15 protein-coding genes and 1 tRNA gene are annotated in these 13,437 nt (G+C 71.8%); 7 read left to right on the forward strand and 9 right to left on the reverse strand.

Annotation, left to right across the window (positions count from 1 at the left end):
• Positions 1-17: 17 nt before the first annotated feature.
• Positions 18-605 (forward strand): 5-formyltetrahydrofolate cyclo-ligase, encoded by a 588-nt coding sequence (locus AC3X7Z_RS04930; protein ID WP_489975186.1) that lies wholly within the window; start codon positions 18-20, stop codon positions 603-605.
• Between the two features lie 24 nt (positions 606-629).
• Here AC3X7Z_RS04930 and AC3X7Z_RS04935 read toward each other — a convergent pair whose 3' ends face one another.
• Entirely contained in the window at positions 630-3,278 is a 2,649-nt protein-coding gene (locus tag AC3X7Z_RS04935) for a penicillin acylase family protein (RefSeq protein WP_489975187.1), read from the reverse strand.
• Positions 3,279-3,398: 120 nt separating this feature from the next.
• Here AC3X7Z_RS04935 and AC3X7Z_RS04940 point away from each other — a divergent pair, with 120 nt between their 5' ends.
• The 3 genes from AC3X7Z_RS04940 to AC3X7Z_RS04950 are packed head-to-tail and all read left to right on the forward strand — an operon-like array spanning position 3,399 to position 4,851.
• Positions 3,399-3,755 carry an FmdB family zinc ribbon protein gene (locus AC3X7Z_RS04940; RefSeq protein ID WP_489975188.1) on the forward strand — a complete coding sequence of 119 codons (357 nt, stop codon included), beginning with the start codon at positions 3,399-3,401 and terminating at the stop codon, positions 3,753-3,755.
• Between the two features lie 52 nt (positions 3,756-3,807).
• Entirely contained in the window at positions 3,808-4,440 is a 633-nt protein-coding gene (locus tag AC3X7Z_RS04945) for an SAF domain-containing protein (protein WP_489975189.1), read from the forward strand.
• 60 nt (positions 4,441-4,500) lie between these two features.
• Positions 4,501-4,851 (forward strand): MscL family protein, encoded by a 351-nt coding sequence (locus AC3X7Z_RS04950; protein WP_489975190.1) that lies wholly within the window; start codon positions 4,501-4,503, stop codon positions 4,849-4,851.
• A gap of 40 nt (positions 4,852-4,891) precedes the next feature.
• On the opposite strand, the gene AC3X7Z_RS04955 is transcribed toward AC3X7Z_RS04950, so the two are convergent.
• The 3 genes from AC3X7Z_RS04955 to AC3X7Z_RS04965 form a co-directional block, all read right to left on the reverse strand.
• Positions 4,892-5,110 (reverse strand): hypothetical protein, encoded by a 219-nt coding sequence (locus AC3X7Z_RS04955; protein ID WP_489975191.1) that lies wholly within the window; start codon positions 5,108-5,110, stop codon positions 4,892-4,894.
• A 13-nt stretch (positions 5,111-5,123) separates the two neighbouring features.
• The gene (locus AC3X7Z_RS04960; protein WP_489975192.1) at positions 5,124-6,398 is read right to left on the reverse strand and encodes an LCP family protein; all 1,275 of its coding nucleotides are present in this window, start codon (positions 6,396-6,398) and stop codon (positions 5,124-5,126) included.
• Positions 6,399-6,604: 206 nt separating this feature from the next.
• Positions 6,605-7,171 (reverse strand): hypothetical protein, encoded by a 567-nt coding sequence (locus AC3X7Z_RS04965; protein WP_489975193.1) that lies wholly within the window; start codon positions 7,169-7,171, stop codon positions 6,605-6,607.
• Between the two features lie 47 nt (positions 7,172-7,218).
• Here AC3X7Z_RS04965 and AC3X7Z_RS04970 point away from each other — a divergent pair, with 47 nt between their 5' ends.
• Together AC3X7Z_RS04970 and AC3X7Z_RS04975 are read left to right on the forward strand one after the other, a co-directional pair.
• Positions 7,219-7,665, forward strand: a complete 447-nt coding sequence (locus tag AC3X7Z_RS04970; RefSeq protein WP_489975194.1) for a MarR family winged helix-turn-helix transcriptional regulator — start codon at positions 7,219-7,221, stop codon at positions 7,663-7,665.
• A gap of 230 nt (positions 7,666-7,895) precedes the next feature.
• Positions 7,896-7,971 (forward strand) — tRNA-Arg (locus AC3X7Z_RS04975).
• Between the two features lie 436 nt (positions 7,972-8,407).
• Here the strand turns inward: AC3X7Z_RS04975 and AC3X7Z_RS04980 are convergent.
• Positions 8,408-9,025 (reverse strand): hypothetical protein, encoded by a 618-nt coding sequence (locus AC3X7Z_RS04980; RefSeq protein WP_489975195.1) that lies wholly within the window; start codon positions 9,023-9,025, stop codon positions 8,408-8,410.
• A 259-nt stretch (positions 9,026-9,284) separates the two neighbouring features.
• On the opposite strand from AC3X7Z_RS04980, the gene AC3X7Z_RS04985 reads away from it, so the two are divergent.
• Complete coding sequence (locus tag AC3X7Z_RS04985) at positions 9,285-10,085, forward strand: hypothetical protein (RefSeq protein ID WP_489975196.1); 801 nt, start codon at positions 9,285-9,287, stop codon at positions 10,083-10,085.
• 23 nt (positions 10,086-10,108) lie between these two features.
• Here AC3X7Z_RS04985 and AC3X7Z_RS04990 read toward each other — a convergent pair whose 3' ends face one another.
• The 4 genes from AC3X7Z_RS04990 to AC3X7Z_RS05005 form a co-directional block, all read right to left on the reverse strand.
• The gene (locus AC3X7Z_RS04990; RefSeq protein ID WP_489975197.1) at positions 10,109-10,999 is read right to left on the reverse strand and encodes an RNA polymerase sigma-70 factor; all 891 of its coding nucleotides are present in this window, start codon (positions 10,997-10,999) and stop codon (positions 10,109-10,111) included.
• Between the two features lie 5 nt (positions 11,000-11,004).
• Positions 11,005-11,586, reverse strand: coding sequence for a carboxymuconolactone decarboxylase family protein (locus AC3X7Z_RS04995; RefSeq protein WP_489975198.1), 582 nt, complete (start codon positions 11,584-11,586; stop codon positions 11,005-11,007).
• A 69-nt stretch (positions 11,587-11,655) separates the two neighbouring features.
• The gene (locus AC3X7Z_RS05000; RefSeq protein WP_489975199.1) at positions 11,656-12,429 is read right to left on the reverse strand and encodes an ABC transporter ATP-binding protein; all 774 of its coding nucleotides are present in this window, start codon (positions 12,427-12,429) and stop codon (positions 11,656-11,658) included.
• On the reverse strand, positions 12,426-13,400 hold the full coding sequence (locus AC3X7Z_RS05005; RefSeq protein ID WP_489975200.1) for a FecCD family ABC transporter permease: 975 nt from the start codon (positions 13,398-13,400) through the stop codon (positions 12,426-12,428). Before AC3X7Z_RS05005 ends, AC3X7Z_RS05000 begins: the two co-directional genes overlap by 4 nt.
• Between the last annotated feature and the right edge of the window lie 37 nt (positions 13,401-13,437).

Consider the following 13,437-nt stretch of genomic DNA (forward strand, 5'->3'; position numbering starts at 1 on the left):
GATCGTAGGCTGCGGGTGTGGGAGCAGGACACTCGGCGGCCAAGACCGCCCTTCGCGACCAGGTCCTGGCGGCCCGGCGGCGTCGTCCGCTCGAGGCCTGCGCCGCGTTCGCGGCCTCCGTCGCGGAGGTCGCGCGGTCGTGGGAGCCGGTCCGGCACGCCGGCACCGTCGCGGCGTACGTCTCGGTGGGCAGCGAGCCCGGCACCGGGCACCTGCTCGACGCACTCCTGGCCGCCGGCACCCGGGTGCTGCTGCCCGTGCTGCGGCCCGACAACGACCTCGACTGGGCCGTCCACACCGGGGAGCACGGCCTCGTCAGGGCCGCCCGCGGCCTCTACGAGCCGGCCGGACCACGGCTCGGCGTCGACGGCGTGCGCACCGCCGACGTCGTGATCGTGCCGGGGCTCGCCGTGTCCCGGACCGGCGACCGCCTCGGGCGCGGCGGCGGCTCCTACGACCGCGCGCTGGCGCGGGTGCCGGCGGGCACGCCCGTCGCCGTGCTGCTCCACGACGACGAGGTGGGGCTCGCCGTGCCGACCGACCCCCACGACGTCCCGGTGGGCTTCGCGCTCACGTCGAGCGGGGTCGTCCGACTCACCCGGTGAGCCGTCTCTCGGCGCGCCCGGGCGTCAGTCGGCCGCGGGGACGAGCGTCAGCCGGTGCTCGGTCGCGGTCTCGACGGCCTCGCGGCTCCACGCCCACGGCAGGGTCTGGCCGTCGACGTAGAGCTCGGTCTGGTCGGTGTAGTGCGACGAGGTCGGGTGGCCGGAGACGCCGGTGAGGTTGATCCACCGGGAGTCGTCCCAGTCGGCGAGCGAGATGACCATGCGCATCGACGGGGCGGCGGTGACCTCGAAGCCGTCGACGGCGTTCCACGACGTGGCGTCGACGATGGACGAGCCGCCGCCGACCTCCCAGCCGTCGCGGTTGAAGAACCGCTCGACCGGCGCGACGCCGGAGTCACCCAGGGTGGCGTGGCGGAGGTTCATCCGGTGCAGGCGGCCCCACTCCCACAGCCGGGGGTCGCGCGACTGGCGCCGGGTCATCTCGTCGCGGGCCTCGATGAGCGCCGCGCGCAGGATGTCGTCACGCGTCTCGACCCGGTCGTCGGTGCGGGCGTCGTCCCACCACGGCCCGGCAGGCTCGGTGAGCATGTCGCTCACCACGCGGAACCAGCGGTCGCCGCCGTCGGGCCAGGTGCGCTGGCGCAGGTCGTCGTGGAAGGTCCGCTCGAGGATCGTGCGCCACACGACGTTGTAGTAGGCGGCGGGCGCGCTGTCGGCCGGGGAGGTGAAGTCCCAGTCGCGCAGCAGGTTCTGCGCGTTGCGGTAGTAGGGCGAGGGCAGCCGCTCCACGTCGAGGAGGTAGGGCACGAGCGTCTCGGCCATCGGGTCGGCCGAGTCGAGCTGCAGGTCGGCCATCTCCGCGACGGAGAGCTCGCCCTCGGACTCGAGCACCTCGCGGATCCGTGTCGAGCGGTAGCCGTAGTCCCAGTCCTTCGTCAGCAGGTAGGGGTAGCGCTCGTCGATGACGGCCTGGTTGGCCGTGACGAGGTAGCCCTCCTCGGGGTCGAGCACGCTGGGCAGGCCGTCGAAGGGGATGTAGTCGCCGGTCCAGTCGTTGGCGCTGATCCAGCCCTCCACCGGCATGGTGCCGTCGTTGCCGCCGCGCCGGATCGGGATGCGGCCCGGGGACTGGTAGCCGATGTGGCCCTCGCGGTCGGCGTAGACGAGGTTCTGCGCGGGGACCGCGAAGTCGGCGGCGGCCGCGCGGAACTCGTCCCAGTCGGAGGCGCGGTTGAGGGCGAGGATCGCGTCGGCGGTGGGGGCGGGGTCGAGGGCGGTCCAGGCCAGCGCGACGGCGTAGCCGCTCCCCCGGTCTCCCGGCTCGTCGGTCGGCGCGTTGGCGCCCACCGTCGCGAACTCCGAGGACACGTCGCTGATCAGCGGGCCGTGCACCGTCTCGCGCACCCGCAGCTCGACGTCGTCCTCACCGCGCACCCCGATGGTCTCGGTGCGCACCTGCAGCGGCACCGTGGCGCCGTCGCGGACGTAGCGGTCGTCGCCCTCGGTCTGCTCCAGGAACAGGTCGGTGACGTCGGGACCGAGGTTGGTGAAGCCCCAGGCGATGTCGGCGTTGTGGCCGATGATGACGCCCGGCACGCCGGAGAAGGTGAACCCCGAGGTGTCGAGCGTGCAGTCGGCGGCCTCCTCGCGGCAGTGCAGGCCCATCTGCATCCAGACGCCGGGCTGGCTGATGCCGAGGTGCGGGTCGTTGGCCAGGATCGGCATGCCGGTGGCGCTGTGCTCGCCGTCGACCACCCACGAGTTGCTGCCGATGCCGCGCCCCTTGCCCATGAGCGCGGGCATCGCGTCGAGCCGGTCGCGGACCCGCTCGAGCGCGTCGACGACGGCCGGCGGGTAGGCCGGGCGGCGCGGGTTGCGGGTCGCGTTGCCCGACGCGTTCTGCTCGAAGACCCCGTCGACGACGCCGCCGCCGCTGACGATCGGCGGGTGCTCGTCGAAGGGGTAGTCGGGCCAGAGGGCGGCGACCTCCTCCGCGGTGTGGTCGAGGGAGAGCAGCACCCGGTCGACCTCGGCCTCCATGTTGCCGCGCAGGTCCCACGCCATCGCCTTGAGCCAGGCGAGCGAGTCGATCGGGTCCCACTCGGCGGGGGTGTAGTCGAGGCCGGTGAGGCCGAGCACGCTGTACTCCGCCGCGAGCTGGGACGGGCGGCGGTCGCCGATGTAGGCGTTGACACCGGCGGCGTAGGAGCTGAGCGCGTCACGGGTGGCCGGCTCGAGCAGGGCCCACTCCCGCTCGGCGACCCTGCGCCAGCCCATCGTGCGGATGAGCCTGTCGGTCTCGAGCGTGTCGGGGCCGAAGATCTCCGAGAGCCGGCCAGCGGTGACGTGGCGCCGGAAGTCCATCTCGAAGAAGCGCTCCTGGGCGTGCACGAACCCCTGGGCGAACATCAGGTCGGCGTCGGTGTCGGCGTAGACCTGCGCGATGCCGTGCTCGTCGCGCAGCACCTCGACGGAGGCCGACAGGCCGGGCACCTCGATCTCGCCGTCGGCCTGCGGCAGCGGGCGGCGTACGACGACCACCGTGACGGCCGCGAGCGCCACGAGCAGCACCACGAGGCCGAGCGCCGTCCACGCCGTCCAGCGCACCGCCCTCGGGGCGCGGCGGAAGGACTGCCAGCGCGAACGCCGGGCCGGCTCGGGGGACGGCTCCGTGGCGGCCGTCGGGTCGGTGGGGGGTGCAGGCTCGCTCATGTCCGGGCCATTGTGCCGTACCATTGGCAGTCGAAGGGCCCGAGTGCCAGCGCGTCGCGCCGGCCCGGCCGATCACCGCACCACCGTCGCTCCACCCCGTCGCTGTCAGAGGACCCACACATGCCGACCTACCAGTACGCCTGCACCGAGTGCGGCCACTCCTTCGAGCAGTTCCAGAGCTTCAGCGAGGACGCGCTGACCGTCTGCCCCGAGTGCCAGGGCCGGCTGCGCAAGCTCTACAACGCCGTGGGCGTGGTGTTCAAGGGCTCCGGCTTCTACCGCACCGACAGCCGCACCGACAACCGCACCGACGGGTCCGCCTCGACCACCGCGGCGTCGTCGAGCCCGTCCGACTCCTCGGGCTCGTCCGACTCCGCGTCCTCGAAGACCACGTCGTCCGGATCGCCCGCGTCCTCCACGTCGTCCACGTCCACGTCGTCCTCGTCGACGACGTCGTCGTCCTCGTCCTCCGACTGACCCCTGTGGACAGGCCCGGCGCGAGCCGGGCGTTCCGGCCTAGCGTCGGAGCATGTTCCCGGGACTCCCGCCGGCACGTCGCCGGCTGCGCGCCGTACGCCACCAGCTGCGGCGCCGCCGTCGGCTGATCGCCGCGACACTCACGGCCGTCGCCGCCCTGGCGGCGGTGCGCACGTGGGCGCCGCCGCCACCCGAGACGGTCGAGGTGCTCGTCGCCGCGCGTGAGCTCCCCTCGGGCACCCGGCTGGGTGCCGACGACCTCGCCGTGCGTGCCTATCCCGCCGGCCTCGCCCCGGCCGGCGCGGCGAGCGCGGCGGCCGGGCGGGTGCTGGCGGCGCCCATCGGCCGCGGCGAGGTGGTGACCGACGTACGCCTCGTCGGTCCCGGGCTGGCGCGCGCGCAGCCCGGCCAGACGATCGTGCCGGTGCGCCTGCCCGACGCGGGCATGGCCGCGCTGCTGCGCGCCGGCGACGAGGTGGACGTGCTGGCGACCGATCCGGGCACCGGCGAGGCGACCCTGGTCGCCGGCGACGTCACGGTCCTGGCGACGCCGAGGGGCCTGCCCGACGGTCCGGCGGGAGGCTCGGGCGGGGCGCTGGTGGTCGTCGGCGCGAGCGCCGAGGAGGCCGTGCGGATCGCAGGCGCCGCGCTCACCCAGTTCCTCACGGTGTCCTGGGAGGGCTAGCGTGGAGAGCATCCACCCGTCAGCGGCCCTACCCGCGGCCTCAGCAGAGGGAGATCCGGCATGAGCGGCTTCAAGGCATTCATCCTCAAGGGCAACCTGATCGAGATCGCCACCGGCCTGATCATGGCGCTCGCCTTCTCAGCGGTGGTCACCACCTTCACCGAGTGGCTCACCGGCCTGCTGCCCGACACCGACGACTTCTTCAGCACCGAGACCGGCACCTTCGGCGCGTTCCTCAACGCCCTCATCGCGTTCCTGATCATGGGCGCGGTCGTCTACTTCTTCATCGTGCTGCCCTACACCAAGGCCCGCGAGCGCTTCTTCCCCACCGAGGAGGCCGGAGCCGCGCCCGACGTCGCCCTGCTCGAGGAGATCCGCGACCTGCTCCGCGCCCGCGGCGGCGCGGTCTGACCCACCCGTCCCGCTCACCCCGCGCGAGGCGGCGCGCCCCTCAGCCGTGGTGGGGCGGCACCTCGGCGCGATACCAGTCATCACCCTTGCCCGGGCGGTCCTCGCGGGGGTCGCGGTCGTCGCTCGTCTGCTCGGGCGGGCCCTCACCGAAGACCGCCGCGAGGCGTCGGCGACGCTTCCACTCCGGCTCGGGCGCCGGGCTCGAGCCGCCGGCGGCAGCGCCGCCGGTCTGGTGGTCGGAGTCGTCGTCGGGATGCACGGCGGGCTCGGGCCTAGGCGCAGACACCCGGGATGGGGTCGGGCTCCGTCGTGACCGGGGGCTCGGGCGCGGTGGTCTCGGTCGTGCTGTCCGGGCTCTCCGACTCCGGGCTCTCCGACTCCGGGCTCTCCGACTCCGGGCTCTCGGACTCCGGGCTCTCGGACTCCGTCTCGCCGCCGGGCGACGCGGTCGACGCCCCGGGTGGCCCCTCGGCGCTGACGGAGGTCCCCTTGATCAGCTTCGGCGGCAGCAACTTGTCCTGGTTGAGCAGCTCCCAGATGCGATCGGCCGCCGGCGTCCAGTAGACCTTGCCGCGGAACTCGGAGTCGCTGGCGTAGTACTCGGTCGGGAGCGTGACGAACTTGACCTGGTCGAGACCGATGTTCTGCACCTGCATCGCGACCTTGCCCAGGCGGGTCACCGAGGCGAACTCCTCGTCGGTCTGCAGCGACTTGGTCGCGGCGTCGAGGAAGCGCACGACCTTGTCGAGGCGGGTCAGCGTCCCCGCCGACATCACCTCGCGCACGAGCGCGCCGATGAACTCCTGCTGGCGCCGGATGCGCGAGATGTCGTTCTGCTGGACCAGCTCGCCGACGTAGCGCGCGCGGACGTAGTCGAGGGCCTCGTCGCCGGTGAGGACCGACGGGTTGCCCTTGGGCACGAAGATCTGGTGCGGCTTGTCGACGAGGTCCTCGGGCACGCACACCGGCACCCCGCCGACGGCGTCGACCATGTCGCCGAAGCTGGCGAAGTCGACCACCACGAAGTGCTCGACGCGGATGCCGGTCATCTGCTCGACCTGCGCGAGCGTGCACACCGGCCCACCGACGGCGTAGGCGGCGTTCCAGATCACGTCGGTCTGGGCCGGGGAGTCGCAGCCCTGCTCGGGCCGGTCGACGATCGAGTCGCGCGGGATCGACACGGCGTACGCCCGGGAGCGGTCCGCGGACAGGTGCACCAGGATGGTGGTGTCGGAGCCGCCGCCGCCCTCCGAGTCGAGGTCGCAGCCCTCGCAGTCGCGGGAGTCCGAGCCCATCACGAGGATGTCGAGGGGCTCGCCGTTGCCCGTGTAGACCTCCTCGGGACGGTCGTCGCCGAGGGCGTCGAGCGAGAGCCCTTCGATGTTGCCGTTGAGGTGGCGGATGAAGTAGACCGTGCTCAGGCCCGTGACCAGTGCCAGCACCACCGCGCTGATGAGGATGACGCGGCCGACCGTGTGCTTGCGCGGGGCCTTGCCCCGGCGTTTGGGCGCACCCGAGGGAGGCTCCGGACGCGACTCGTCGGACACGGGCTCACCTTCGAAGGGGCGGAGGGACTGATCGAGACGGAATCTACTTCACTTCCGCAACTTTTCGGGCCTCCGTGACGCCCTCCGGCCCGGCGGTGGTGCACGCGCACCCACCACGCCACCCGGCTGGCCCGGAGCGAGCCGACACGACCGGGCCCGCCCGTATGACGCAACCGGCATGAGGCGAGCCGGCGAGCCTCACGGGATCAGGCACGGTTCTCGGGGCCCGACTCGACCGTGAGCACGTCCTGGCGCATGCGGGTGCCGAACCACGCCGCCGCGAAGCAGATGACGAGATACATGCCGATCGCCTGCATCGCGTAATTGGTGTAGTCCAGCACCCACCCGCCCGCGGGGTCCCGCCAGATGTAGGGCGCCAGCCAGGCGAGGTAGCCGCCCACCAGCTGTGAGGCGAGGAACCATCCGAACGCCTCGCCTGCGAGCCGCCACCACCTCCCGGGTCGCCGCCGACGCAGGTCGCGGGACCTGGCCCACGCCGTGCGGGGACGCCACCGACCTGCCGCGCCGGCCACGGCAGCCGACACGACGACCGACGCCAGGACGGCGAGCAGCGAGAGCACCTCGAAGCCGACGATGCCGATCCATGAGCTGCCCCCGAACCAAGCGACGCGGCTGCGCATGAGGCCGGGGGTCAGCAGGAGCGCGAGGAGCGGGGCGGCTACGACAAGCATGGCCGCGTAGGTGCGGATGAGAGCCGAGACGAATGGCCGCGGTGCCGCGCTCGGAGCGGGGTGCGCGACGATGGGCGCCATGCAGGGACGGTAGCATTTGTTTCACGAAAGTGAAGTAAGGAGAGATGGTGAGCACCGGCGACCAGCTCGGGTCCGACCTGAGCCTGCGCGTGATCATGTTCCACGAGGCGATCGCGCGACGCCTGGGGATCACGAACAGCGAGCACAAGCTGCTCGACGTGGTCGCACAGCATCCCGAAGGAGTGAGCCCCAGTGACTTGGCGTCGCGGACGGGGCTCAGCAACCCGGCCATCACCAAGCTGGTGTCGAGCCTCGAGGCTGCGGGATACGTCTCACGACGACGAAACGAGGCGGACGGCCGATCGGTGCTGGTGGAGCTCGCCGGCGGCTACGAAGTCACCATGCGGCCATCCACCTCTCGAATCTCCGAGCGCATCCACGCCCTGAGCTCCACGTTCAGTCCCGAGGAGGTCGCCGCCATCGAACGATGGCTCACCGGGGTGATCGACGTGCTGAAGGCCGAGACCCAGCTCTTGGAGGCCGCCACCGAGTGACGAGGGCGGGTCGGGCCGGGCGACTGCCAGCCTCCCGCCGATGGTCGTCGGGCGGCTCGTCGTCGAAAGCGTCCATGTCCTGGGTAGTCGTGCTGCCCCGACAACCCCCTGGGTCCCAGCGGTGAGCCGCGAGAACCCGTCAGCGGGGCGCATTCGTCTCATCAAGCGAGGGCTGACAAGATGTCCGCCAGCAGTGGACGCATTCTTCGACACGAATGTGCACATGGCCCGCCCCAGTAGCTCAGTGGATAGAGCAGCCGCCTCCTAAGCGAAAGGTCGCAAGTTCGACTCTTGCCTGGGGCACCACAGGAAACATGCAGGTCAGCGCCACAGGCGCAGGTGAGAGCCGTTTCGTCCTTGCGGACTCATGGATACGGGTTGGCACGGATTGGGCCGTGTGAGTTCGTGGCAAACGGCTGCGTCGTCTCTTGGTGTGAAATCTCCCGCGGCATCCGGTTGCGTGCCAGCCGTGATCGAACACCTGTTCTATTCTTGAGCGGTGCCTCGTCAGCCGCCGTTCCACGTGTGGGTGGACCTGACGGGCAGGTGGTCGGTGCCGGCGCCTGGCGTCCTGCTCGCTTGGCGGCACTCTGATCGACGCGGCTGGGAGGCGTGGGTGGTGCGCGTGGAGTCGTACTCGACTGGCACGGGTTCCGAGGTGCACATGTCGCAGTCGTGGGTGTCAGCCGCCTTGGTGCGCCCAGCGGACGGCGAGAACCGACTGTGACAAGGGCTGAGAGCGTCAGCTCACCTTGATGGTGCGCGACCTCGACCCTTTGAGCGAACTCGTCTTCCGCATGACTGCCCGGAACCGGCCGCGGTTCTGCTTCATCGTCACCTTCACGACCGCTCGCCCCGCTCGCCGCGTGTCCAGGTACACCGCGCCGCGCGTGAGGTGGCGCCACGCACCCGACCGGTACTGCTGCAACCGAACCGTCGCACCGCTGGTGGGGAAGTACCCGGTCGGCCGTTCGTCGCGGACCGTCATCACGAACTCGTAGCAGTCGGTGATGTTCGGCGTGCACGCGAGCACGTCGACGGTCCCCGCGTAGGCGCCAGGCTCACCGCTGCAGATCTGCACCTCGCTGCTCCCGCTTACCGCCGTCGACGTGACGCTGTCACGACCGGCCTCCAGGCCGTCAGGGGCAATGACCTCCAGGTGCGCATCCTCGAGCTCGTAGCCGGGGCGCAGCGTGTACGCATACGTGTACGGCACGTCGATGCACGGGAAGTCGTAGTACACCGAGTTCGGCACGGTCACCGTGCCCGTCGTGACCGACGCCGGCGATCCAGCGGTCACAGCCACCGACCCAGCAGCGAGCACCGCCGCCGCAGCGGCTCGAACGACCCGTCCACCCATGCTGGAGAGCAGACGCGCTCTACGCCCGCAGTACTCCACCCGAAGGAAGGACAGCCGGGCTGCCGCGTGCTCGCGAACGCCTCTGTCGGGTCGTCGCCGCGCGAGCGGGTGCTGGCGCCGTTGTCCAGTGCTGGCACCGTTGTCCAACTGGTGCGCCACACCGGCGGAGACGACCCCGAAGCCATCACTCTCGGGCACGCCGCCCCTCTCAACCGGTTCTCCACACGCCGATGTCCGCGGTCGCGGCGAGCGTCCGGACATGACCACCGCCGACGGACCCGACAACGACCCCAACGGCCAGCCCGCCGCAGCGGACGCGGTTGACGTTGACGCGCTGCGAGCCGAACTGGCTGAGGCCAAGCGCATCGGCAGGTGGCTATACGACCGTGCGCCTGCTCTGCGGCTCTTCCTCGCAGACGTGAGCGAGTGGCCCTGGCTCCTTGAGCCGGACCCAGCCGGGGAGCCTGCGCCGGCGCGGCTGACCGAGGCGGACCAGGACCGGACCGTCCTTCGAGCCTTCGCCGTCATCCAAGCGGCAGGCGAAGACCCCTACGACGCGGAAGACGTCGCCGGTGCGCTCGGCTTCTCTGTCGATGAGTTCGACCGGTCCCTCTACCGACTCATCCACACCGGCCTTGCGACAGGCGGCCGGCTGTCCGCGCGCTCGTTCGTCGAGACCGTCACCGACACGGGTATGGCCGCCGCCAGGATGCTCGACCGCGACGGGCAGCCCCTCCATGTCCTCCGCGCCGACCTGGCCGGGTTCACTGGGGGCGGACTAGGGCACCGTCTGTGTCCCCGACGGCGCGTGGCCTGCTCGCCGGCAGCGACGAGTCGTTGGGCGGGGGGTCCCTGCTTCCGTCCCTCGCACCTGTGGTCGACGTCGCGGCGTACCCTCTCGCGGTCAGGGTGGGCGCCGCGGCACAGGCGGCCAGACACGGTGAGTTCGGCGGCGACGACGCCTTCGGGTTCGGTCTCGAGTGCTCCCTGGACGGCGTCGATGCCCTCATGGAGCGACGACGCGCCGAACGGACCTAGATGTACCTGGCCATCAGGTTGACCTGGACGGCACGGATCGATCGCTCAGCGCACCTGGCGGGTGAGCGTCGCCTCGACGTCGATCCGGCTGAGCTTCGCGGGGTTGCGGACGACGTAGATCCGGGTGATCCGCCGGTCGTCGACGACGAACATGACGGCCGTGTCGTGACCGTCCTCGAGTCCGACGATCCTGACGCCCGGGGACCCGTTGAGCAGGACCGGCACGACGGTGGCACCCGCCCCGAGCTTGGGGAAGGCCCGCAGCAGGTTCGCCACCTTCTTCGCGCCCGCGACGGGATGGGCGATCGCCTGGGCGATCCCGCCGCCGTCCGCCACCAGCACCACGTCGGGGGCGAGGACGGCGAGCAGGCTCTGCAGGTCGCCGCCGGCGACCGCCGCGAGGAACCGACCGACGACCTGCTCCTGCTCACTGCGGCTCACCTCCATCCGCGGTCGCCTGGCCGCGACGTGCTCCCGAGCCCGGTGGCCGATCTGGCGCACTGCCGCGGCCGACTTGTCGACCGCCTCCGCGATCTCGCCGTAGGGCACGTCGAACACCTCGTGCAGGACGAAGACGGCGCGCTCGGTCGGGGTCAGCGTCTCGAGCACGGTGAGCATGGCGAAGGAGACGCTCTCGGCCAGCTCGACGTCGTCGGCGACGTCCGGTGCCGTCAGCAGCGGCTCGGGCAGCCACTCGCCGACGTACTCCTCACGCCGTCGCGCGTCGGCCCGGAGGCGGTCGAGCGCCTTGCGCGTGACCATCCGCACCAGGAACGCCCGCGGATGCCTGACCTCGGAGCGGGCATCCGCGCCGATGGCGTCCCAGCGGATCCAGGTCTCCTGGACGACGTCCTCGGCCGCCGAGGCCGATCCGAGCATCTCGTAGGCGACGGTGAAGAGCAGGCCGCGGTGGGTGACGAACGGGTCCTCCGGCACGGTCGTCACCCTACGGCGGCGCGCCGGGCCAGCGGCTCGAGCCCGCACGCCTCGGCGAACCCGTCGGACTCGATCCCCAGCGCGACGTTGGAGCGCGTCGTGGCGTTCGCGAACGCGATCACCGCGGTGAGCTCGATCAGCCCGGGATCACCGAGCTGCTCCCGCAGCGAGGCGACCATCGCGTCGGTCACGGTCGGCTCGGTCGCCGTCATGGCCTCGGCGTAGGCGAGCACCTCGCGCTCGAGCGGGGTGAAGGCGTCCGACTCGCGCCAACGCGGCAGCTCCCGCGCCTTGGCCGTGTCGAGGCTCCTGTTGTCGGCCTCGAAGTAGTGGAAGTCCAGGCACCACGTGCAGCCGACCATCGAGGCGACGGCCATGTGCGCGAACGACGTGAGCTGGGCGTCGCAGGTGTCCCACTTCTTGACCTTGCGTCCGACGCCGGCCATGTCCATCAGCACCCTCGGGTTGTTCCAGAGGACGCCGATCGAGCTCGGCACCTGACCCAACGTCCTCCTGGCGAGGCGCTTGATCAGCAAGCCCTTCACTCCGGAGATCTCTGCGGCGGGGATACGGGTCGTTCCGGTCATGTCACCCTCCTGAGGTGGTCGGTCGACATCAAGACGCCGCCGAGCACCCCCGTGTGACACCCAGGCGACTCAGCGCGCGGGCACGACCATCGGCGTCGCGGTCACCGGGTCCGGCACGACCACGCAGTCCATGTCGAACACGTCGTGCACCAGGTCGGCGGTCACGACCTCCGACGGCGCCCCGCTCGCCACGATCCGGCCGTCGCGCATCGCGACGACGTGGTCGGCAAAGCGGCAGGCCTGGTTGAGGTCGTGGAGGACCACGACGACGGTGCGTCCCTCGTCGACGAGCCGGCGCAACAGGCGCAGCAGGTCGTACTGGTGGGCGATGTCGAGGAAGGTGGTCGGCTCGTCGAGGAGCAGGTAGGGCGTCTCCTGGGCCAGCACCATCGCGACCCACACCCGCTGGCGCTGCCCTCCGGAGAGCTCCGCGACCGGCCGGTCCGCGAGCGTCGCCACCCCCGCCGCGTCCATGGCCCGGCGGACCGCCTCGTCGTCGGCGGGCCGCCAGGCCCCCAGCACCGACTGGTGCGCGTAGCGCCCGCGCCGCACGAGGGCCTCCACCCGGATGCCCTCCGGGGCGACGGTGGCCTGCGGCAGGAACCCGACCTCGCGCGCGAGGTCCTTGCTCCTCCAGTCCTTGACCGCCCGGCCGTCGAGCTCGACGGTGCCGGAGCGGGCGGGGAGCAGCCGCACGAGGGCCCGCAGCAGCGTCGACTTGCCGCACGCATTGGGGCCCACCACCGCGGTGAACGCGTGGTGCGGGACCGCGAGGTCGAGGGCGTCGACGACCAGGCGGTCGCCGTAGCCGAGGGTGAGGCCGCGGGCCTGCAGGCGTGTCACGAGCGGATCTCCTTCGTCAGCAACCACAACAGGTAGAGCCCGCCCACCCCGGTGGTCACCACGCCCACCGGCAGGGCCTGCGGGGCGAGGATCCACTGGGCAAGCAGGTCGGAGGCGGCGAGCAGGAACGCCCCCGTGAGGGCGGCGGGCAGCAGCGGCACGCCCGCCGCGCGCGCCAGGCGGCGCCCGATCTGCGGAGCAGCGAGCGCGATGAACGCGATGGGGCCGGCCATCGCGGTGACGGTGGCCGAGAGCCCGACGCCCACCAGCACGAGCAGCAGGCGGAGTCGTCGTACGTCGGTCCCGGACGCGACGGCCACGTCGTCGCCGAGCGCGAGCTGGTGCATCGGACGGGCGAGCAGGGCGAGCAGCACGCCGAGGACGGCGATCACGACGACAGGCAGGTCGACGTCGGACCAGTCCAGGCCGTTCAACGATCCGGCCTGCCACACGCTGGCCGCGATCGCGAGGTCGAGCTCCGCGCGCAGGATGATCCACGAGTTGACGGCCGTGAGGACGGCCTGCACCGCGATCCCGATCACGACCAGGCGCACGCCGGAGAAGCCGGTGCCCGTGGAGAGCAGGTAGACGACCAGCGCCGCGGCCAACCCCCCGCCGACCGCCGCGGACGTGATGGCGAGCTCCGTGGCCGTGGTGAGGGTGAAGACGAGCAGCACCCCGGTGTAGGCGCCGGCATCGAGGCCGATCACGTCCGGCGACCCGAGCGGGTTGCGGGTCAGGTTCTGGAAGACCGCGCCCGCCAGCCCGAGGGCCGCACCGAAGACCAGGGCGGCCAGCACCCGCGGCATCCGCCACTCGGTCACCGGGATCCGGACCGGGCCGGCGCCCCGCAGCGCGTCGACCACGTCGCCGGGGCTGTCCCACCCGTCGCCGAAGCAGAGGGCTGCGAAGGCGACGGCGAGCGCGGCGACCACCAGGCCCGCCGACACGTACGACGTGCGTCGGTCCACCCGGAGCACCTGCCCGGACCCGAGCGGGATCGACACG

The organism is Nocardioides sp. Z24_21, from assembly GCF_058134345.1.

What these genes read in the sequence shown, in the direction of transcription:
- AC3X7Z_RS04945 (WP_489975189.1), top strand. Translation starts at nt 3,808, where the DNA reads ATGTTCCCGGGACTCCCGCCGGCACGTCGCCGGCTGCGCGCCGTACGC.
- AC3X7Z_RS04980 (WP_489975195.1), bottom strand. Translation starts at nt 9,025, where the DNA reads ATGGGTGGACGGGTCGTTCGAGCCGCTGCGGCGGCGGTGCTCGCTGCT.
- AC3X7Z_RS04985 (WP_489975196.1), top strand. Translation starts at nt 9,285, where the DNA reads ATGACCACCGCCGACGGACCCGACAACGACCCCAACGGCCAGCCCGCC.
- AC3X7Z_RS04940 (WP_489975188.1), top strand. Translation starts at nt 3,399, where the DNA reads ATGCCGACCTACCAGTACGCCTGCACCGAGTGCGGCCACTCCTTCGAG.
- AC3X7Z_RS04995 (WP_489975198.1), bottom strand. Translation starts at nt 11,586, where the DNA reads ATGACCGGAACGACCCGTATCCCCGCCGCAGAGATCTCCGGAGTGAAG.
- AC3X7Z_RS04965 (WP_489975193.1), bottom strand. Translation starts at nt 7,171, where the DNA reads ATGGCGCCCATCGTCGCGCACCCCGCTCCGAGCGCGGCACCGCGGCCA.
- AC3X7Z_RS04950 (WP_489975190.1), top strand. Translation starts at nt 4,501, where the DNA reads ATGAGCGGCTTCAAGGCATTCATCCTCAAGGGCAACCTGATCGAGATC.
- AC3X7Z_RS04935 (WP_489975187.1), bottom strand. Translation starts at nt 3,278, where the DNA reads ATGAGCGAGCCTGCACCCCCCACCGACCCGACGGCCGCCACGGAGCCG.